The 22,077-nt window shown below is 44.1% G+C and carries 12 protein-coding genes; 8 read left to right on the top strand and 4 right to left on the bottom strand.

Features of this window, described 5'->3' with window-relative positions; translation table 11 throughout:
• From ACO1R6_RS13905 to ACO1R6_RS13895, 3 genes are all read right to left on the bottom strand, one after another.
• The coding region (locus ACO1R6_RS13905; RefSeq protein ID WP_486265476.1) for a DUF4432 family protein at positions 1–442 on the bottom strand (442 nt) is incomplete at its 3' end.
• Between the two features lie 244 nt (positions 443–686).
• A complete protein-coding gene (locus ACO1R6_RS13900; protein ID WP_486265475.1) occupies positions 687–2,201 on the bottom strand; it encodes a RagB/SusD family nutrient uptake outer membrane protein in 1,515 nt (504 codons plus the stop codon).
• 51 nt (positions 2,202–2,252) lie between these two features.
• Complete coding sequence (locus tag ACO1R6_RS13895) at positions 2,253–5,342, bottom strand: SusC/RagA family TonB-linked outer membrane protein (protein WP_486265474.1); 3,090 nt, start codon at positions 5,340–5,342, stop codon at positions 2,253–2,255.
• 698 nt (positions 5,343–6,040) lie between these two features.
• On the opposite strand from ACO1R6_RS13895, the gene ACO1R6_RS13890 reads away from it, so the two are divergent.
• Positions 6,041–6,814 carry a 3-keto-disaccharide hydrolase gene (locus ACO1R6_RS13890; RefSeq protein ID WP_486265473.1) on the top strand — a complete coding sequence of 258 codons (774 nt, stop codon included), beginning with the start codon at positions 6,041–6,043 and terminating at the stop codon, positions 6,812–6,814.
• Between the two features lie 861 nt (positions 6,815–7,675).
• A complete protein-coding gene (locus tag ACO1R6_RS13885; RefSeq protein WP_486265472.1) occupies positions 7,676–9,505 on the top strand; it encodes a PQQ-dependent sugar dehydrogenase in 1,830 nt (609 codons plus the stop codon).
• A gap of 220 nt (positions 9,506–9,725) precedes the next feature.
• On the opposite strand, the gene ACO1R6_RS13880 is transcribed toward ACO1R6_RS13885, so the two are convergent.
• Positions 9,726–10,466: a 3-keto-disaccharide hydrolase gene (locus ACO1R6_RS13880; RefSeq protein WP_486265471.1), complete on the bottom strand. Its 741-nt coding sequence runs from the start codon at positions 10,464–10,466 to the stop codon at positions 9,726–9,728.
• A gap of 446 nt (positions 10,467–10,912) precedes the next feature.
• Here ACO1R6_RS13880 and ACO1R6_RS13875 point away from each other — a divergent pair, with 446 nt between their 5' ends.
• The 6 genes from ACO1R6_RS13875 (at position 10,913) to ACO1R6_RS13850 (ending at position 21,978) form a co-directional block, all read left to right on the top strand.
• Positions 10,913–14,053: a PVC-type heme-binding CxxCH protein gene (locus ACO1R6_RS13875; RefSeq protein ID WP_486265470.1), complete on the top strand. Its 3,141-nt coding sequence runs from the start codon at positions 10,913–10,915 to the stop codon at positions 14,051–14,053.
• A 1,149-nt stretch (positions 14,054–15,202) separates the two neighbouring features.
• Positions 15,203–16,288 (top strand): Gfo/Idh/MocA family protein, encoded by a 1,086-nt coding sequence (locus ACO1R6_RS13870; protein ID WP_486265469.1) that lies wholly within the window; start codon positions 15,203–15,205, stop codon positions 16,286–16,288.
• A 5-nt stretch (positions 16,289–16,293) separates the two neighbouring features.
• Positions 16,294–17,091 carry a PIG-L deacetylase family protein gene (locus tag ACO1R6_RS13865; RefSeq protein WP_486265468.1) on the top strand — a complete coding sequence of 266 codons (798 nt, stop codon included), beginning with the start codon at positions 16,294–16,296 and terminating at the stop codon, positions 17,089–17,091.
• A 77-nt stretch (positions 17,092–17,168) separates the two neighbouring features.
• Positions 17,169–17,798 (top strand): 3-keto-disaccharide hydrolase, encoded by a 630-nt coding sequence (locus ACO1R6_RS13860; RefSeq protein WP_486265467.1) that lies wholly within the window; start codon positions 17,169–17,171, stop codon positions 17,796–17,798.
• A gap of 202 nt (positions 17,799–18,000) precedes the next feature.
• On the top strand, positions 18,001–18,846 hold the full coding sequence (locus ACO1R6_RS13855; RefSeq protein ID WP_486265466.1) for a 3-keto-disaccharide hydrolase: 846 nt from the start codon (positions 18,001–18,003) through the stop codon (positions 18,844–18,846).
• Positions 18,847–18,948: 102 nt separating this feature from the next.
• On the top strand, positions 18,949–21,978 hold the full coding sequence (locus tag ACO1R6_RS13850) for a PVC-type heme-binding CxxCH protein (RefSeq protein ID WP_486265465.1): 3,030 nt from the start codon (positions 18,949–18,951) through the stop codon (positions 21,976–21,978).
• Positions 21,979–22,077 lie beyond the last annotated feature (99 nt).

Here is a 22,077-nt window from a genome sequence, read left to right as displayed (position 1 = left end):
TGCGCCCGGTAATGCTCATTTGCAGGTTGCCCGTGAGCGGGTCAGGTTGCAGGATTGATTCTATTTCGGGGGGAATATTACTGATTTGCCCGTGCAAACCACGTTCGCCAAATTCATCGGCTTCAGGGCCACCCACGTGCGATAGCCCGCAGGTGGTAACCAAACCGCCGCCAAAGGTGCGGAGCCAGGCAATGCCTTTATCTGAAAAGGGTTGCGGCGGCGTAATGCCCCCGTGGCTGAGCCAGGCCAGGCTGTGTTGATTATAAAAGGCATCGGCAATATCCATGGCCCTGTCCAGCACTATTTTGTAGCGTAAGCCGGTGCCGGTGTTTATCCAGGCAATGCGGGTGCCCCGGCCAGTGCCGTTATCGAGTACCGATGTTTCTATGCCGCCGAGTTGGGCAGGATTAGATATTTTATATTGCCAGTTTGGTGGTGTCAAATCTGCTATAAAATTTTACTAATGGTTAAGAAGAAATATTTCGCCGCCTGCCGTTCTGCACAAATATTGTTGGGTAAATAAATAAATTAAACCTGCTTTTGCTAATCGATTCGGAATATTTGGGTAAAAACCCTAATTTTTTTCTTTTTTGAGACTTTTAAGCTTAAAACCAAACACCAACTTAAAGCTTTGTTGCTTTTACATTGGTGCTTGGTCTTAGACTTGTAGAGAAGCAGGCTTAATTTTAAAAATGCGGACTTAAAGCAGCTTCATCGGCGGGTAGCGGATAAAACACTTTAATATTACTAAAGGCGTGTGGCCGTGGCTCTCGGCCTTCGGGGTAATAATAAGCCTGCGGATTAGCTTTAATCCGATTACCGTAAGCGGTAATTGTTTCTATGGCGCGGCCGGTGCGTACTAAATCAAACCAACGTTTGTTTTCAAAAGCCAGTTCTACGCGTCTTTCTCTGTAAATAGCTTCCCGCAGGTCGCCGGAGGCTTCGCCTAAACCAGCCCGTTTACGCACTTGGGTTAAATAGGGGGCAGCTTCGCCGGATTTTCCTTGTTCGTTCAGGGCTTCGGCCAGGAATAACAATACTTCAGAATAGCGGTAAACCGGCCAGTTCATGCCGTGGTTGTTATGCAGGGCGTGTGGTTTCGCGTATTTCTTAATGTACGGATACGTTTTATTTAGACGGGAGCTGTTGCTTAAGGTAATGTAAGCAATAGAAGCATCTTTGCGTTTATCATTGGGTTCGTAGGCCGCAATAATGTCTGGCGTGGGAATATTATAACCTTCGCCGCTAAGGGGCTGCGGATTAGTGGTACCGGTAATGGCTACAATCTCGGCCGCTGTAATGTCGCGGGGAATAAAATGATACAGGAAATTACCACTTAAGCCCGCCGAACCTTCCAGGTATTGCACTTCAAAAACCGACTCCTGGTTATTTTTGTTGCCGGTAGAAGTGGAGTAAACATTTTCGTATTCCTGAATTAAGGAATATTCGTTACTAGCTACTACTTCTTTCAGCAGTTTTTCGGCTTCGGCCCATTTTTTCTGTACAATATACACATTGGCCAGTAAAGTTCTGGCCGCACCGGACGTAACGCGGCCCGCTTCCTGTTTAGATTTAGGTGGCAACATCGGAATAGCTTCTGATACATCTTTTACAATCTGGGCATATATTTCTTCTTCGGAAGATAAAGGCAATGCGGCTTCGGACCGATTGGTTACCGGGGTTAAATGCAAGGGTACTTTGCCAAAATAACGCACCAACTCAAAATAGGCAAAGGCCCGCAAAAACAAAGCTTGTCCTTTTATATTGTTCTTGGAGTCGGCGCCAAATTCTACCTTGTCTATTAAAGATAAAATCTGGTTGGTACGGGCAATAATTAAATAATCTTGCCGGTATTGCTCCCGCACGTGCTCATTAGAGGTAACACCATTGGCTTCCGGTAAGGCAAAATCGGCCACGTCTTCTTCCTGCTCAGTGGCGCCAAAAAGCGGATTACGGACATAGTACGTATTATCGGAATGCTGTTCACCTAAAATCCAGGCACCACCGCCGGTATCCGGGTTGTTAAAAATTCTGCGCAAGGGTACATATGCGGCATTAACAGCTTGCTGAAAATCGGCTTCTTTGGTGAAAAAGGTGGCCGAACTCAACTGCGTTTCCGGCACAATGGATAGAAAGTCTTCCTTGCAGCTTGATATTAGCCCACAGCTTATAAGCAGGGTTATTATATATGATTTTTTCATTTTATATCTCAACAATAATTTAATGATATATTTAAATTACCTTCTATCTGATTAAAAATTCACATTTACACCCAATGTATAGGTGCGCGGAACGGGGTAGTTAGAAAGGTCAATACCTTGGCTTAAGTTACCGCCATCGCCATTGCCGGCAGTATTACCACTGGTTTCGGGGTTAGGACCGCCGGAATATTTGGTAAATACATAGGCTTGTTGCACGGAACCGTAAATCCGGGCCGATTTAAAGAATTTGTTAAGAGCACCAAACGTGTAGCCCAGGGTAATATTTTTTATGGAAAAATAAGAGGCATCTTCTAAAAAATGACTGCTCATCCAATCGCGCTCAATACCGGTAACATTACCGCCGCCTACAGTGGTACCAAACATACCTTTACCTGGATTTTCGGGAGAACGGAAGCGGTATTTTACGGCATCTACCATGTTAAAAACCCCATCTAAATTAGCGGTGCTGTATAAATGCCGAACCAGGAGATCATTGCCATAAGAACCAGAACCCACAATGCTGAAATCGAACTTGCCATAGCTCAGGTTGTTGGTAATGCCATAAGTAAAATCCGGGAATGGGTTGCCAATAATGGTCCGGTCGTCCTGGTCGCCGCCGTTGGTAATAATGCCATCGCCGTTTACATCGCGTAATTTAATACTACCTACCGTAGACCGGCCCGGTACTTGCGGGGAAGTTCTAAGGTCTTCTTCGTTCATGTAAAGACCTTCTTTAATCAGGCCATAAAATTGGCCAAACGGCTCGCCTACTTTGGTTATATGGTAGGTGCCATAAACCCGGTTGATTCCTTCAGCTAAGGCCACTACTTTGTTCCGGTTAAATGAAATATTGGCATTGGTGGTCCACTTTAACTTGCCTTCGGTATTGCGGGTAGTAAGGGCAAATTCGTGGCCCCAGAAATTGATTTCACCAATATTATCGTTAAAGTTACCAAAGCCGGCTTCTTGTGGAACCTGTACTGAGTACAGCAGGTTGGTAGTGGTTTTATTATAATAATCGTACATAAACTGGATTCGGTCGTCGAATAAGCCTAAGTCCAGACCTATGTCGAACTGCTTCGTGGTTTCCCAGCCTAAGTTGCTGTTGGCTAAAGAAGTTACGGCGGCACCCGGCACCACATTATTGCCAAAAGCAGCGTTAATGGTGTTGTTTACCAATGCATATTGGGTATAATTACCAATGTTGTTGTTACCGGTTACGCCGTAGCTGGCCCGTATTTTGGCAAAGTTTACTTTTTCATAATTATGCATAAAGCTTTCGTCCGAAACTACCCAACCCACCGAAGCAGAAGGAAAAGTACCCCAGCGATTTTCGGAACCAAACCGGGAAGAGCCATCGCTCCGGATAGAGGCCGTAAATAAATATTTGCCTTTGTAGTTATAAGTAAGCCTGGATAAGAAAGATGTTAAGGCCCATTCTTCTACGCCACTGTTGGTGCCGCCCCGGTTAATATTGAGGCCGCCTTGTACAGTTGGTAAGCGGTCGTCGGCGTAAGTGTCGGCCTGAATACGCGTACGATCGTGGCGGAATCGCTGATTGGTAAAACCACCCAATAGCTCAAAATTATGGTTCTCAAAACTTTTGGAGTAGGTGGCCAGGTTTTCGTTTAGCCAGGTAGTATTGGTATAATTTTCCCGGATAGAAACAGCCGTAGTAGGAATGGTAACGTTAATGCTGCTGGTAGCCGTAGATGGATTAAAGAAGAAAAACTTATTGTTGTTAATTTCAATGTTCATGGTGGATTTTAACACCAGATCTTTAATGGGCCGGTACTCTAGGTAGGCATTGGAAAGCAGGTTAATGATTTTATTTTCGTTTACCAGTTCTTCGGCGGCCCTTACCCAGTTAGGGTAGGTATAAATATTACCGGTATTAGCCGGCAAGGTGTTAGACTTGGTTAATTCGCCATTTGCGTCGTAAATAGGCATAATAGGCCAGGTATGCAGCGCATTAAACAAAATACCGGTACCCCGGTCGCCGTCGGTCCGGGGCGTATTATCAAAAATGTAATTAGGCGCAATATTTAAACCTACTTTTACCTTATCAGAAATGGTGTAATCGGTGTTTAAACGGCCGGAGTAACGCTGATATTTATTGTTTAGCACTACACCTTGCTGATCGAAAACCCCCAAAACCAAAGCCGTGCTAATTTTATCTTTGTTAGAAGTAATGGTTAAGTTATAACTCTGGATGGGAGCCGTTCTTAATAAAGCATCGTACCAGTCGTTGTTTTTTCCTTCGTACTGCGCCGGGTTCTGGAAAACTTCGGGTACAGGTTTGCCTTCGGCCTCGTAATATTCTTTTTTAAACGTGGCAAATTCCACAGCATCCATCATGTCTATCCGGCCTCTTTCGGGTACTTGCTGTATACCGCCATAAACATTTACACTTACATTGGTTTGGCCTATTTTACCGCGTTTGGTGGTAATAAGCACAACCCCGTTGGCCGCCCGGGAACCGTACAAAGCCGTAGAAGCCGCATCTTTTAAAATAGAGATATCTTCAATTTCGTCGGGATTTAGGGTATTTATGCCGCCGGTAATGGGGAAACCATCTACCACGTACAACGGGTCGCTGCCGCCGCTAACCGATAACTGGCCCCGGATACGCACCGACATGCCCTGGCCCGGTTTACCGGTAGCCTGGTTAATTTGTACGCCGGCTACCCGGCCCTGCAGTTTTTGGGTAATCTGCGATACCGGCAAATCTTTAATTTCCTTAATACTAATGGTTTGCACGGCCCCGGTAACTTCTTTTTTAAGCTGGCTGCCGTAGCCCACTACCACCACTTCTTCCAAAGCTTTGGCATCAGGGGCTATGGTAATATTTAAAGTAGTTTGGTTATTTATGGCGACCTCTTTTGTCTGGTACCCCACAAACGAAACAACTAAACTCCCCGAACCCGTCGGAACATTTAAACTAAATGCTCCATTAGCATCTGTAGAAGTACCATTGGTAGTACCTTTTAATAAAACTGTTACTCCTGGCAAACCCGACCCTTGCTCATCGGTTACTTTACCTTTCAGGGAAATGCCCTGTGCCCAGGTTGTAGTGGTAATAAGCCATAACAGCGAAAATATAATAGTATGTCTCGCTTTTTTAAGTACTTTGTTTTTCATAATGCTTGCTTGAATTTAAGTTAAAATTTAAAGCTTGTTAATGGGTTAACATTAGGCATTTAAGAGAATTTGATTGGCTACTTAGGTTGTTTTCAATGGTTTATATTTGTTTAGAGATTATAATATTTTTTAAATCTTATCTAAAATAATCATCTTCAGAAGCGGCCGCATCCTGTACTATCCTGTAGATTTCTCTTTTTATTAATAAATAGTAAATTAGTTAAAGAATTTTAAACAAAATGAAAGCTGTTTAATAATAAATTATACATTATAGCTTAACTTTTCGAAATATTATTTTCTCTGCACTTTCTCCCTAACAGATATAAAAGTTTAGCACCTACCTCTATTATGCAAAGAAATAGGCTTGGCCTTACTTTGGGATTTGTACAACTTTTGCCCCGGAATATTTACAATAATATAATTGCCTGCATATACATTTAGGTAACCGGCAGATTACTTGTCTTTTTTTAATTTTAGAAATAGGATACAGAACTGGTTAAAGTAAGATTGCAGGAATATATTATACTCTATGAGGCGGACGGAACAGGACACAACAGGATAGAAGGAGATTTATACCTATATATATTAGTGTTAACAATATGAATCTGATTATTCGGGTTAATTATTTTTATATCTTTAATAATTTAAAATAAGATTAGTTTTACCGTTAACTACCTTTTAAACTCCCATAAATAAGTATGTCAGGAAAAATCAATTTTAAAATTATGCAAGCCGCCCTGGTTCTGGTAATATTTCTTACCAGCAGTTGCACCGTTTTGGGGCAGAATAAGCGCGACAAAGAAGGCTTTGTAAAATTATTTGATGGTAAAACCTTAAAAGGCTGGGAAGGCGACCCCACCTACTGGCGAATAGAAGATGGAAATCTAGTGGGCGAAATAACGCCTGCCACCTTGTTAAAAACCAACTCCTTTATTACATGGCAAGGCGGGCAACCCGCCGATTTTGAATTGAAAGTAGAATGTCGTATTACCGCAAGCGGCAACAGCGGCATAAACTACCGGAGCGAGCGCTTACCCGATATTCCGTATGCCTTAAGGGGTTATCAGGCCGATATAGATGGCAAAAACCGGTACACCGGCCAAAACTACGAAGAACGCGGCCGTACCACGTTAGCCTATCGCGGGCAAAAAGTGGTGGTAAACGGAACTGATACACCCGGGCCACTGCAGGCCAGCATTAAAAGCAACGCCTGGACCAAAACCGAACTGACTAGTTCTTTGGGTACTGCAGAAGAGCTAAAAGGGGAAATTAAAGATGAAGACTGGAATGAAATACACCTGATTGTAAAAGGCAACCGATTGCAACATTATGTAAATGGGGTTTTAATGAGCGATGTAACCGATAATGATACGGCAAACCGGAAAATGTCGGGTTTACTGGGCGTGCAAGTACACGTTGGCCCACCAATGAAAGTAGAATACCGCAACATGCGAATGAAACAACTTAAATAAACTATATACCGGCTTTTCTGGATGAAGCCTGTTATAAGTTAATTAAATATTTACCGGAATATTGCTTTACAGAAGGAGCAGTGTTCCGGTTTTTTAATTGCAGCTGTTTAGTGTTTTGGAAATGGCATTAACGTTTGCCCTGGCCGCGTATTTTCACCGGCAAGTAGTAGGGCTAAGAAATAATTTAGAAGAATTTAGGGCTGCTTGTGCCGGCTTTTAATTAGTGGTAGCTTACAAAAGGAAGTTTCCAACATCCGGCCAGTTTAAAACTGACTATTATTAGTAGGCACACGTTACGCTTCGCTAAACTTGCGCCAGCTGAGGTAAATTAGCCTCACAGCTATGGTAATTACACCACCTATGGCAGCAGTTACTACTAAATATTATAAAACACGAAACAGGTTCTTTATCTATATTCTTAAGTAATTGCCAATAACTACAAGCCCTTTCACATTTTACGAATTGTTATTGTTATTTTAAGAATATTCTTGCCCATAAAAAATTGATTATATTTCTCCGGAAGGACCGAAGTGGAGGGTAGGGCACTTGGTTGGTTGATATTTCTTAAGCAAAAATATTTTATTTAAAGTTTAAACTTGTTTTAAATCCGGAAGAAAATCCGCCCGGCAATTTTCTTCTTTTCTATAAAATAGTATATTACCCCGCCGTTTAAAACCCTGATTTATTTAACTGTGCCGACCTGCATTTTTCTTAGTAATTCATGCCGACCAGATATTCAGATCTTTATACTAGCTAAACCTCGCTTAATTTATTAACTTTAAAGATAAGGGCAAAATCTGGCTTAAGGAATTTGAGCTTTTGAACTGTAATACTATTATTGCTTAATACACACTTTAGACAATGCATAAAAATTTGTTTACTACGTTAAAGTTTGGTTTGCCGCTGGTGTACTTGCTGGGTTGCGCGCCAAAACAAATGCAAACTTCTGATAACCAGGTAAGCCAAACCGATAAACCAGCCGCCGCACAAACTGCCGGCAAAACAGATGCTACTCCTGCTCAAAACCCCAACCAGAATCTTTATTCTTCCGACCCGCAAGTAATTGCCCGCGGCGAGGCTTTGTTTCAGAATACCTGTACGGCTTGCCACAGTTTCAAACAAAAAGGTATTGGCCCTAATCTCGCGGGGGTTACCAACGATGTTTCCCATGCCTGGATTACCAAATTTATCCGGAATGCGCCCGCGGTAATTACCAGCGGCGACGACCGGGCCCGCCGGCTTTACGAAGAATATAACCAATACATGCCGCCGTTCCCTAATCTGAGCGATGCCGATATTCAGGCGTTGGTTTCATATATTAATACCCAAAAAGGGAATACGGCCGAAGCTGCCGCCACGGCTGGCTTTGGCGAGGCGTTAAAAGATCCCATACCCACTAAAATTCCTAAATCGGGCTACAAACTGGTGCTGGAAGAAGTTATGACGGCCCCGGTAACTTCTGAAAAAATACCGGTGGCCCGGATAAATAAAATGCGGGTTTTAACAGGAGGCAAAAAAGACCGGCATTTTATCCAGGAACTCCGCGGCCAGATTTACGAAATAGAAGATAATAAAGTAAAGGTGTTTATGGATATTACCAAAGAACGCCCGGGCTTTATTCCGCAACCTGGTCTGGCTACCGGTTTTGGTAGTTTTGCTTTTCACCCGGAGTTTTATAAAAACGGTTTATTGTATACCACCCATACCGAAAAAGCGGATAGCGCCCCGGCCGATTTTGCTTATGCCGATACTTTAAAAGTAGCGCTACAATGGGTGGTAACCGAATGGAAAATGAAAGACCCGACGGCAGCTACTTTTGCCGGCACCGGTCGCGAAATGTTCCGTATAAACATGATGACGCCCATTCATGGCATGCAAGAGATTATATTTAATCCTTTAGCCAAACCCGGGTCTGCCGATTACGGATTATTATATATTGGCATTGGCGATGGCGGGGCCGCCGAACAGGGCGCTTATTTTGTTTGCAATAGTACCCAAACGCCCTGGAGTTCGGTGCTGCGGCTCGACCCCAAAGGCCGGAACAGCAAAAATGGTAAATACGGTATTCCGGCAAGTAACCCGTTTGCACAAGATAATGACGCCAAATCGTTAGGAGAAGTTTACGTGCGCGGTTTCCGCAATCCGAATCGCATTACCTGGTCACCGGACGGCAAAATGCTTATTTCGGATATTGGCCTTACAAATATTGAGGAGCTAAATATTGGCCAACCTGGCTTAGATTATGGCTGGCCAGCCCGCGAAGGCACGTTTCTTTTAAATTACAAAGGTAAAATGGACCGGGTTTACGCCTTACCCACCGACGATGCCCAATATAAATTTACCTACCCGGTAGCGCAGTTTGACCACGACGAAGGCAATGCTATTTCGGGTGGCTTTGTTTATACCAACTCCAATATTCCGGAACTAAAAGACAAGTATATTTTTGGGGATATTGTAAGCGGACGCGTGTTTTTTGTACCCAACAGTCAGTTAAAATTAGGCCAACAAACGCCTATTCAGGAAATGGATTTACAAATTGCCGGTAAAGAAACCACTTTAAGAGAAACAACCGGCCATAAAAAAACCGACCTCCGGTTTGGCTTAGGGCCCAAACAAATACTTTATATCTTTACCAAAACCGACGGTAAAGTTTATAAGGTAGTTGGCTGCACCCTAAACAAGAAAGTATGATATATTATTAATATTAAACTTTATGCCGGCCAAAATGCCAAAGAATTTAAAGTTCTTTGGCATTTTTATTTAAATAAAACCGGTCCCGCATTTTGCATTAGCCCTTCAATGGCGTGATGAGATTTATAAGTATATGGCATAAAAAAAGCTTTAAATACTTGTTTAGCATTTAAAGCTTTTTAGTTAATTATAAATAACTACAGATTAGGTAGCAGGATAATTATAATTCTTTAATTCTGATATTTTTAAAGTAAGCTTTGTTGCCGTGGTCTTGTAAAGCAATGCCGCCAGTCTTAGTCGAACCATAATCCGGAAAGTCCTTCCATTTACCTTCTGCTTTTTCTTTGTTCCATTCATCGGTCCAGGCCTGGAATTCTACAATCTTCTCGCCGTTGAGCCAATGTTCTACGTGGCCGTTGTTAAAGATTATTCTGCTCGAATTCCACTCACCCACTGGTTTTAACTTCTTTTTGTCATTAGCCGGATTCATGGCGTAATCGGCACCGGCCTGCTGCCAATCTTCTAACTTTTCCGGGAAAGTAACGTCATCAATAATCTGGTATTCCGGACCGGTTTCGTAAGGGGCTTTGTACTTGGCATCTTCTACCACATGGTACATCACACCGCTGTTGCTACCTTTATCTACTTTCCATTCCCATTCTAATTCAAAGTTTGTAAAAGATTTTTCATGAATAATATCGCCACCAGTATCGCCTTTGGCTGCACCCAGGCAAACCAATGCGCTATCTTCTACTATCCAGTTTTTTACTTCGCCGGGTTTATTAAAGCCGTGCCAGCCGTTCAGGGTTTTGCCATCAAACAAGTAAATCCATTCGCTCTGCTTGGCCTCAGTTGCGGCTGTTTCCTGGTTGGTGGTGGCTTCTTTATTAGCTGTGTTATTACAAGCGAACATACTGGCCGTAAGCAGAACCAGGCTAAGTTTTTTTAATTCTGATTGCATCTTTTTTAGTAGGTTTAGATTAAGATTTTAACCGGTTTTTAATTTTCGGTAGCCAAATAAAGTAGAACTTTCGCATAAATACCAAAAAGTAAAAAATTAAATTAAAATTTAAGATCCGTTCTTTCAGAAAAGCAGCCCCCAAACCTAGGTTATTTAAAGAAGAACTTACCTGTTTGCAGCTTTAAAGCTAATTATCCGGTAAAAACATAATTTTTTATAAATACAGGTAATATTTTAGCCTTAATATTTAAATTTAAAGCTTAAGCACTAATAATGGGTTTTGACTTAAAGGCTGTTTAGATTAATATTACGGCGCGCAAAGTTTAAATATTGATTTGGGTTGGTTGAGGAGAACATAAACCTGGTTGGCTAAACAAATAGCAATAGCTGGAGCGGGCCGCACCAGCCAGGGGCTTTCAAGTGATTTTTTATCTTAAATAATATCCATGAAATACCTTTCTTTCCGTTTGAGCGGCGCCGGCTTAATCTTGCTTGTAATAACAGCCATGTTATTTATAGGCGGTTTTAAAAAGCCAACTCCAGCAGTGCCGGTATTATCTAACTTTAAAGTCCCGCCAGGGTTTGTAGTAGAGTCGGCCGTAGCTCCAGGGTTGGTTAATTACCCCATGTTTGCTACGTTCGATAACCAGGGGCAACTTTTTGTAATAGAATCCAGCGGCAAAACTACTTCTACCGAAGATGTCCTGAAAAATCCCACCTTTAAAATATTGCTTTTAACCGATGCAGATGCCGATGGCATATTTGAAAAAAAGCAGGTGTATGCCGATAATATTCCTTACCCGATGGGCGGAGCTTATTACCAGGGCAGTTTTTATGTGGCGGCACCACCGCAATTATTACGCTTTACCGATACCAACGCCGATGGTAAGGCCGATAAAAAAGAAGAAATACTCAGCGGGTGGGTTTTAAACCACAATGCGGCTACTTTAAGTGGTCCTTTTGTGGGACCCGATGGCTGGTTGTATTTGTGCGACGCCCGCCGGGGTTTTAACATTAAAACTAAGGAAGGCACCGTTTTGCAGGGCAAAGGTGCGCGCATCTGGCGCTGCCGGCCCGATGGTACCGGTTTGGAATCTTTAGCAGGCGGAGGCTTTGATAATACCATAGAAATGATTTTTATGCCTTCCGGCGAAACCATTGGCACCATGACCTACTTCACCGACCCGCGCGATGGCTACCGCGATGCGTTGATGCACTGGGTAGAAGGCGGGGTGTACCCCAAACCTTATCCGGTTATTCAGCAAGATAGCTTAAAGTTAACCGGCGAGCTGATGCCGGTTATGACCAAACTGCCCCGGGTTTCACACTCGGGTTTAATGCGTTACCGGTCTAATATTTTTGGTGAGGCTTATAAAGGAAATTTATTTAGTGCCCAGTTTAATACCGGCCGCATTATGCGCCACACGGTAACACCCAACGGTGCCACTTACCGTACCACCGAAGAAGTTTTTATGCAGGCCGATAGCTTGGATAGCCACCCCACCGACGTGCTGGAAGATGCCAATGGCAGTTTACTGGTGGTAAATACCGGTGGTTGGTTTATTGCCGGTTGCCCGCTTTCGGTAGTAGCTAAAACCGATATTAAAGGAAGTATTATCCGCATCCGGAAAGCAAATGCCCCCAAAGTTGCCGACCCGTGGGGAATAAAATTAAATCTGGCAGCCGCTTCCCCGGCCCAACTTATTACTTATTTAAAAGATGCCCGCCCGGCAGTTCGCGACAATGCCATTGAATATTTAGTGGCGGCCGGAGCTCCCGCAGTTAAGCCATTACTACAAGTATTAAATTCTTCGGAAAGCGAGGAGTTAAGAACGGCAGCAGTTTTTATGCTTTATCGGTTACAAAGGCCGGAGGCAACCGCAGGTGTACTAAGCGCCCTGAACGATAAAAACCCGCTGGTAAGAACGGCCGCCGCCCGGGCCTTAGGCTTAGCCAAAGAGAAAAAAGCCTTGCCTACCCTAATGACTTTGGTGCAGCAAGATAAAGCCCCGGTACGGCGGCAAGCGGCTACCGCTTTGGGCCAAATCGGTGATAAAGCAGCAATACCAGCCTTGTTAAAAGCAGCCGGCACGGCCAACGATCGTTTTGTGGAGCACGCCATTATTTATTCCCTGATTACTTTAAACCAACCGCAGCCATTAATGGCGGCACTAAATAATTCAGCGGTTAAAGTGCGGCAAGCGGCTTTGGTGGCTTTGGATCAAATAGATAATTCACCGCTCAGTTCAGCAGATTTGGTACCGTTTTTAACCAGTACCGATGAGCAATTACAAAAAACGGCTGTGTGGGTAGCGGCGCACCATCCAAAGTGGTCTGGGGTTGTAACCGAGTATATAGCAAGTCAAATTACCCAAAAAGAAATTAGCGAAGCAGGCAGTAAAAATCTTACAGCGCTCATGCTAAACTTTAGCGGCGATGTTGGTTTACAAAAATTTATAGCTGCCCAATTAAGCAATAACCAGACTCCGGTAGCTAAAAAACGCTTGCTTTTAAATGTAATCCGGCAATCTAGTTTAAAAGAATATCCAACCGTTTGGGTACAGGTGCTCGGAGCCATGTTAGCCGACGATAAAGCTGAAATGCGCAACGAGGTACTGGATTTAATTAGCACCCGCAATATACCGGCACTAACCCCTAAATTAGACCAGATTATCCAGGACCCGAATAAACCAGCTGAACTAAAGTTAAAAGCGTTAAGTGCCAGAATTATATCCCGCCCAAAGCTATCCGGCGCCGAATTTCAGTTGCTACTCGATTTAGCCAAACCCGCTAATTCTTATGCCATCCGGCAAGCAAGTGTACGCCTGCAGGCCCAAGCCGAACTAACCGAAACCCAATTAGAACAGGTTGCGCAGGAAGAAGTGCCCCAGGCCGATGTAATGCTGTTGCCCAGCCTGGTAAATATTTTTGAAGGAGATAAATCAGAAAAAGTAGGTTTGGCGCTCATCGGTTCTTTGCAAAAGAATAACAAAAATTTAGATAATCTTTCGTTGCCGGTAATTCAAAATTTGTTGGCTAATTATCCTGCCCCGGTAAAAGCAGCGGCGGAGCCGCTCCTGAAAACTTTAGAAGCCCAACAAGCCGCCCGGTTGGCCCATTTGCAAAAGCTTGAAGCATCGTTAAAGGGCGGCGACGTGGGCGAAGGCCGTAAACTGTTCTACGGCAAAGCCGTTTGTTCTTCGTGCCATGCAGTGGTAGGCCAGGGCGGCGAATTTGGCCCCGATTTAACCAATATTGGCGAAATTAGATCTAAACACGATATTTTAGAAGCCATTGTTTACCCGAGCGCGAGCTTTGCGCGGGAATACGAAACCTCCAAAATTACGACCCAGGCCGCTAGTTACACCGGCATTATTAAAGAACAACTGCCCGAATATATTATGCTGGAAACAGGACCCGGCGTACGGGTGCGGATTACCCGCAACGAGATTAAAACCATTGAGCCTCATACGGTTTCTTTAATGCCTCCCGGCCTTAACCAACAACTAAGCACAAACCAAATGGCCGACTTAATTGCCTATCTAAAATCATTGCCGGATGGCTTAGGTCAGATTAAGAAATTATAGGTTAGTGCTTAATATACTATAAATGTGGCTTTTCGGTATGATTATTAAATCAGCTTGCAAAAATTTAATCAAAATTTTCTTCTGCTGTTTGGTTAACTAAACCTGCCGGGTTTAACCTTATGGTGAGTTCTTTTTACTATCTGATATTATATACCACAAAATAATAAGCGCACTTTAAAAAGAATATTTTTCAGTCTAATCTTAGCAAAGGTTCTATTACAGGTTTATAGCACCAGAATATGTTTCGATAAACTAAACGTGAACGCCATTATCTAAGCGCAGCACCCCATTTTAAATACGTTGCTTTAAACCATCTTACCTGATTATTATTCTGTAATATGCTGTCTAGTATATATTAAAATAGCGAATAAATAGCCGCCAATAGTGGTGTTATCACCGCCAATCTATTCGCCTTTGCTTTTTATTTCCTGGGCTACTACAACTAAATGCTAAATATTTATCAATCTTGATATACTAAACAGGTTCTTTGTAAAAGCCGCATTTATCTAAAAAATATTACTCTTTTTAATCATGAAAATTGGATTCTGTATTTAAAGGTAAAATATTGCTTTAATTTTCGGTTACGTAAACGATAACATTTAAATAAGTTTTTTTAAGTGCTTACTTTGATTTTAAAATAAAAATATATACAATTGTTTAGCAATTTACCAATAAATGAAACTTGGCTCCGGCAGCACGCTTTAACCCCTAAAAAGCGCCTACAGCCATTTTTATTGCTGGTGAACATAAATATTTTTTGCCGGAGCACTCATTCTGAAGGCTTAGATGCAGCACGTTTATGCCTGCATTTTGGGAGATATAATGCGGCTCTTTATCTGCCCGAAAGATTTACTTAGCTTTTAAGACCTGTAAGCCGAAGCAGTAATTAAAATTATTTAGGCGCAGAACCTTTATTTTTCTGAGCGCAGCAAGAAATATTAAGCCGGTTTTATAAATATTTAAAAGCCTTTTACCCAAAGAAATCTCATAAGCAGAGAAGTACTTGTGGCTGATGCGGCATTAGAATTTGCTTAGTTTTCTTAATGAAGATTGCCTGAATGCGCTTGCCGGAAAGTGAGAATCTTGCCCGAACACTTTTTATATTGCGGCAGATTTTTAAACAATAGAACTACTTAACCTAATAAAATTATGAAAAAATACAACGTTGGCATTATTGGTTACAGTTGGGTAGCGGGGGCGCATATTGCAGCTATTAATGCTACGGGCCACGCCCAGGTCACGGCCATTTATTCGTCGCGCGAGTTAAACGCGGCAGAGTTAAGTGCCCAATGGGGAACACCCATTAAAACCTACACAAACTTAGACGCCATGCTGGCCGACCGAGACTTGCAGGTTGTTTCTATTTGCAGTTATCCGTACCAGCACAAAGAGCAAGCCATTGCCGTGGCTAAGGCCGGTAAACATTTAATCCTTGAAAAGCCGGTATCGCTTTCCTGGTCTGATTGCCTGGAGGTGGATGCTGCCGTTAAAGCTGCCGGTATTAAAACTTGCGTTTGCTTTGAACTGCGTTACGCCAACCAAGTAACAGTAACTAAATCTATTATCGACCAGGGGCTAATTGGCGATATTCACTACGGCGAAGTAGATTATTTCCACGGTATTGGTCCGTGGTACGGCCAGTACCGCTGGAATATCCGGAAAGATGCCGGCGGCAGTTCGCTGTTAACGGCCGGTTGCCACGCCCTCGACGCTTTGTTGCTATACATGGGTACCGATGTGGCAGAAGTTACCAGTTACGATACAAAATCTAAAAGCGAATTATTTCAGCCTTACGAGTATACCACCAGCAGCGTAACTATATTAAAATTCCAGAACGGCAGCATTGGCAAATGCTCGGCTATTGTAGACTGTTTGCAGCCGTATTATTTCCATACCCATTTGTGCGGCAGCGAAGGTAGTTTGCTCGATAATAAATTTCATTCGATGAAACTGGGGACAAACAAGAATGCCTGGAGTACTTTATCTATGAAAATGGCCGATTCCGGCGATGTGTCGGATCATCCGTACCAATCGCAATTTGATAGCTTTTTTGCCTCCCTGGAAGCCGGTACCGAAATGCCTTTAACCAGTTTAAGCGATGCCCTGGAAACCCACCGCATCATTTTTGCGGCCGATGAATCTGCGGCTACGAACCAGCCGGTAAAGTTAAAAGCCCGCGAAATTGTAAAAGCTGCTAATCAGTCGGCGGCAACCGGTAAACCTGTAAGCATATAAATATTGTGGCTAAAACTGCTATTGCTATTGCTGCGCACCCCGATGATATTGAATTAATGATGGCTGGCACCCTGCTTTTGTTAAAACAAGCCGGCTACGAAATCCATTACTTAAACTTATCGCGGGGTAATTGCGGAAGTTTTGAATACGATTCTATTACAACGGGCAACGTTCGGTTGGCCGAAGCCCAAAAAGCGGCGGCTATTCTGGGCGCGGTATTTCACGCGCCCTTATGCAACGATTTAGAAATCATGTACGATTTGGCCACGCTACGCCAGGTAGCGGCGGTTATTCGGGCGGTAAAACCCAATATTGTTTTAACGCATTCGCCCACCGATTACATGGAAGACCATACCAACACCTGCCGTTTGGCGATATCGGCGGCATTTACCCGGGCCATACCCAATTTTGAATCTTCACCGCCGCAGTTAACTGAAAATTACGATTGTACGGTTTACCACAGTTTGCCCCATAGCCTGACCGATGGTTTACGCCGGCGCATTATTCCGGGTGCTTATGTAAATACCACAGCGGTGCATGCAACTAAAATGGAAGCCTTAAAGGCCCACCAGAGCCAACAAAGTTGGCTCGATGCCACGCAAAAGCTCAATTCCTATTTGCAAACCATGGAAGATAATTCCCGGGAAGTAGGGCGCATGTCGGGCCGGTTTATACACGCCGAAGGGTGGCGCCGCCATTTGCATCATGGTTTTTGCCAGCCAGACGCCGACCCTTTAGGTGAACTGGGCGAGGATTATTTAATCAATGAAGCTTATGAACAAAACTTATTACATGGCCTTTAAAAATTAAAAATATACAACCGGTTTATTTAATGTAACTGACCGGTACGCATTCTTAAATCTGTAAAACTTAAATCGATATGAAAAGAACTAAAATATTTATAGCCACCTTATTAACCGGTTTTGTGCTGACCACCGGTTGTGCGCAAAAAGGTTTAACCGCTAAAAAAGGCGAATCGTTGTTTAATGGCAAAGATCTTACTGGCTGGCGCGTACACGGTACCGAAAAATGGTATGTAGAAGGTGGCGAATTAATTTGTGAAAGTGGTCCCGATAAAGAGTATGGGTATTTGGCTACCGAAAAATCATACAAAAACTTTGAATTGGATTTAGATTTTAAACAAGAAGCCGATGGCAACAGCGGCGTGTTTTTCCGGTCTTCGCTGGATGGCACCAAAATATCGGGTTGGCAGGTAGAAATTGCACCTAAGAACATGGATACCGGTGGTATTTACGAATCGTATGGCCGGGGCTGGTTGGTAAAAATTCCCGACGAAAAAGAAAATATTTTAAAGCAAGGCGAATGGAACCACATGAAAATACGGGTAGTAGGCGACCAGGTAACTACCTGGCTGAATAACCAACAAATGGTCGATTTTAATGACGCTAAAATTGGTCAGGCCAATGGTTCTATTGCCCTGCAAATACATAGTGGCGGCGGCATTAAAGTGCGTTGGAAAAACCTGAAAGTGCGCGAGGTAAATATTTAAGTTTGGTTATCCTCCAAACAGGAGAAAACCCCGGTCCGCAAAAAAATGCAGGACTCCTGTCCATCTGCAAGCATCTTATTGGTTAGCCATTAAAATGCTTGCAGATGACGGTGGTGGCAGGTAAGATTACTAAGTAAAATAATTCTTTTGCTTGGGTGATATACGTTATTAATTATCAGGTTTCAGCGTAAAATATCTAAGAATGAAATTTGTACCCACCTCTTTTAAGACTGTTTGCCTCAAGGCATTTTCGCTAGCCGTCTTTTTCCTGTTTCTGCAATGCAAAGGCTCCCAAACAACTACTCATTCCAGCGTTACCGAAACCAAGTCTAAAGCCACAAAAATATTTAATGGCCGCAATTTAGATGGTTGGTATGTATTTCTGAAAGGCCGGGGTCGCAACAACGATCCTAAAAAAGTATTTACCGTTGATAAAGGCCTGATTCGCATAACTGGGGAGGAGTGGGGTTGTATTACCACCAACCAGGAGTACGAAAACTATAAATTAGTAGTAGAGTTTAAATGGGGTACCGCTACCCACGGCGACCGGGCCACCAAAGCCCGCGACAACGGTATATTGCTGCATTCTACCGGTGCCGATGGCGGCTATTCGGGAACCTGGATGCACTCCATTGAGTGCCAGATCATAGAAGGGGGTACCGGCGACTTTCTGGTGGTAGGTGATGGCAGCGATAAATTTGCCCTGACCAGCCCGGTGGCTCCCGAAAAGCAAGGTGGCGCGTATGTTTTTCAACCAGATGGACAACCGGTAACCATTCATGGGGGCCGCATTAACTGGTACGGCCGCGATCCGAACTGGAAAGATGTGCTGGGTTTTAGAGGTGCGCAGGATGTTGAAAAGCCGGTGGGCGAGTGGAATACAATTGAATGTATTGCGGCCGGCGATAATATTACAACTTATTTAAACGGTGTTTTAGTAAACCGGGCCTTGCAGGTGAAACCCGCAAAAGGAAGAATTCAGATACAATCGGAAGGAGCAGAAATGTTTGTTCGGAAAGTAGAATTAACGCCTTTGGCTAATATGTAGCGTTAAAATTCCGGCCCATTTCGGATTATCGCTTTCCCATTCTTGTCCGACAGCAAATGCTTCAATCTGTTTAGCAGTTAATCTGTCCAATATGTATCCGCCATGCAAAATATTAAATTTATCTGCTTAAGTTACCGGAATATATTTCTGTGGATTACCGGAATATTAGGTGTAATAAGTGCAGGTTGCAGTAAAAAACCGGTAAATACAGCAACAGCCGAAACCAAACCGATAGTAGAGGTAAAAGTAGATTCCAGCCGTTTTAAAAAGGCATTAGCCAGTTTTAAGTTAGAGCCGGGCTTACGGATTGAATTAGTGGCCGCCGAACCTTTGGTCGTAGATCCGGTAGCGTTTGCCTTTGATGAAGACCAGCAACTGTACGTAGTAGAAGACCGCGGTTATCCCGACCCCGCCGAAGGCGGCAACCCTACCCAACTTGGCCGCATTGCGCTCTTAAAAGATACCGATCAGGATGGACGATACGACCACCGCACTGAATTTGCTACCGGCCTGACTTACCCCAACGGCGTTTTACCCTGGAAAGGCGGAATTTTTGTAACCGTTGCCCCGGATATTTTATACCTGAAAGATACCAACGGCGATGGCGTAGCTGATATTAAAAAAGTAATTTTAACCGGCTTTAACGACACCAAAACTACCCAGATTCGGGTAAGTACGCCTACCTTGGGGAACGATGGCTGGATTTACGTAACCAGCGGCCTGAACGGGGGTAAAGTTACTTCGCCGGAACATCCCGAAAGGCCGCCGGTAGTTTTTACCGCTGCCGATGGCCGGTTTCACCCGGATACTTTTGAATTCCAAACGACGGGTGGTAAGAGTCAGTTTGGTCTTACTTTTGATGCTTTTGGTCGGCGCTTTGGCTGTTCTAACCGGCACCCGGTGCTACAGATGGTATTGGAGCCCTGGCACCTTCGGCGCAACCCGCATTTACTTTTTACCGAAACCGTGCAGCATGTATCTAAAGTAGAGGCCGAAGCTACGGTGTACCCCATTAGCGGAGCCATTACGTCGGCTGATTTTATTCCCAAACTAATTGGTCGTTCGCATACGGGTACATTCACGTCGGCATCGGGGGTAATGGTGTTTAACGGCACCGGCCTTACGCCAGCCCACCAGGGGAATGTATTTATTTGCGAATCGGCCCAGAACTTAGTGCAACGCCAGGTAATGCAACCCGCCGGGGTAACCTTCCGTTCGGAGTTGCCTTACGAAGGCCGCGATTTCCTGGCTTCTACCGACGAATGGTTCCGGCCGGTTTTTGTGCAAACCGGTCCCGAAGGTGCTCTTTACATTGCCGATATGCACCGCAAAGTAATTGATCATCCGTCTTACGTACCCGAAGAAGCCAGAGCCAACCTGGATTTTGAAAGTGGTAAAAGTGATGGCCGTTTGTATCGGATTGTGCGGGAAAATCTTAAACCCACCCCGATGGCAAATGCTTCAAAAGTAAGTAGTACTGCTACTGCTAATCAGTTAGTTAATGCCTTGGAATCGCCGGAAGAATGGGTACGGGCGACTGCCCACCGTTTGTTACTGGAACGGAAAGATGTTAAATCAGTTTTGCCTTTACAACAAGTAGCCGCAGGTGCCACTTTACCCGAAAGCCGTACCAAAGCCTTGTGGCTCCTGCATAGTTTAGGTGCTTTGGATCCAACTCATATTGGAATAGCCTTGCAAGACAAAGCGGCCACGGTGCGGGAGCAGGGTATATTATTAGCCGAAACTTTAATTAAAAAACACCCGGCATTAATTAAAGTTGTAATTGCTGCAGCCCAAGATCCGGCTGACCGGGTACGTTTTAACAGCGCCCTGGTATTAGGTTCTTTAGAAGGGCCGGAAGTAGTAAATGCGCTGGCCCAGGTAGCTGCCCAAGATGGTGCCGACCGCTGGGTAAGAGCCGCTGTATTAAGTGGAATAGGAAATCGTATGCCCGAATTCTTAAATGCTTTTCGGGCGCAAAGTGCCGCAAACCCCCTTGCTTTTGCTGCCGTAATGCAGGATCTGGGCCGATTGTTTGGTAATGGGGCTTCTCTTACCAGTTGCCAAATGTTACTTCAGGATGTTATATCGGTTAAAGGCACCGCCGAATGGCAAATAGCTACCGTTTTGGGCTTAGCCGAGGGCATAAGCAGCCGGAAAGAAATGCAGGGAACTGACCAGGGAGTACTTTACCAATTGCAGGGGAATACTGGTTCTGCTACCAACCAAAAAATATTAAATAATTTTATCGTGCGGGTGGCTGCCCAGGCTACTCAAGAAAATTTGCCTTTACGTTTACGAACCACTGCCACCGCCCTCTTGGGTTATACCCACTTGAAGCAGGCGCAGCCAATTCTGCATAAACTATTGGATGCGCGGCAACCAACCGAATTGCAGTTAAGTGCCGTAACGGCCCTGGCTAAACTCGGTGATGCGCGCGGAGCCATTTTACTTACCCAAAAAACTACTTGGGCTGGCTATACGCCCCGGGTAAGGGCTGCCGTAATTGCTGCCCTGGTTTCTAAACCAACTTTTGTTCCGGTACTGTTTACGGCCATTGAGAAAGGTGTTATTGCCGCCGCCGAAATATCATCGGTAGAACGCGAGCGCCTCATGAAAGATAAAAATCCAACCGTAAACGCCCAGTCTAACAAATTATTTAAAGAGTTAGAAGGTGGCGGCCGTATGCAGATATACCAGGATTACCGGCAGATATTAAACAAACCGGCCGATGCTGCTGCTGGCAAAGCCATTTTCATGCGTACCTGTTCGGCTTGCCATACTTATGCCGGCGCAGGCGGTAAAGTAGGCCCTGACCTGACCAGCGTTAAAAATCAACCGGCCGATGCGCTTTTATTGCACACGTTGGTGCCCAATTACGAGGTTTATCCTACTTACCAGGCCATATCGGTACAAACCAACGACGGGCGGTCTCTTTCCGGCTGGATAATGGCCGAAACGGAAAACAGCCTTACTTTACGCACCGCCTTTGGTACCGAAGAATCGGTTCTGCGCACCAATATTACCACCATTAAAAACTCGGGCCGCTCTTTAATGCCCGATGGACTGGAACGCACCATGACGAAAGATGAACTGGCACAGTTAATTGCCTTTTTAAAATCAGGCGACTAAAGGCAAATAAATCAGGAATAAAAGATTAAATATTACCAGTTTTAATACAGTAAAAATTATAATTAAGTGGCTAACGTGGGTAAATTATTACATAAAAAT

It is taken from the genome of Adhaeribacter sp., assembly GCF_057359045.1.
The sequence above is the reverse complement of the archived record's forward strand: the minus strand, read 5'-3'. Positions and strand labels throughout refer to the sequence as shown.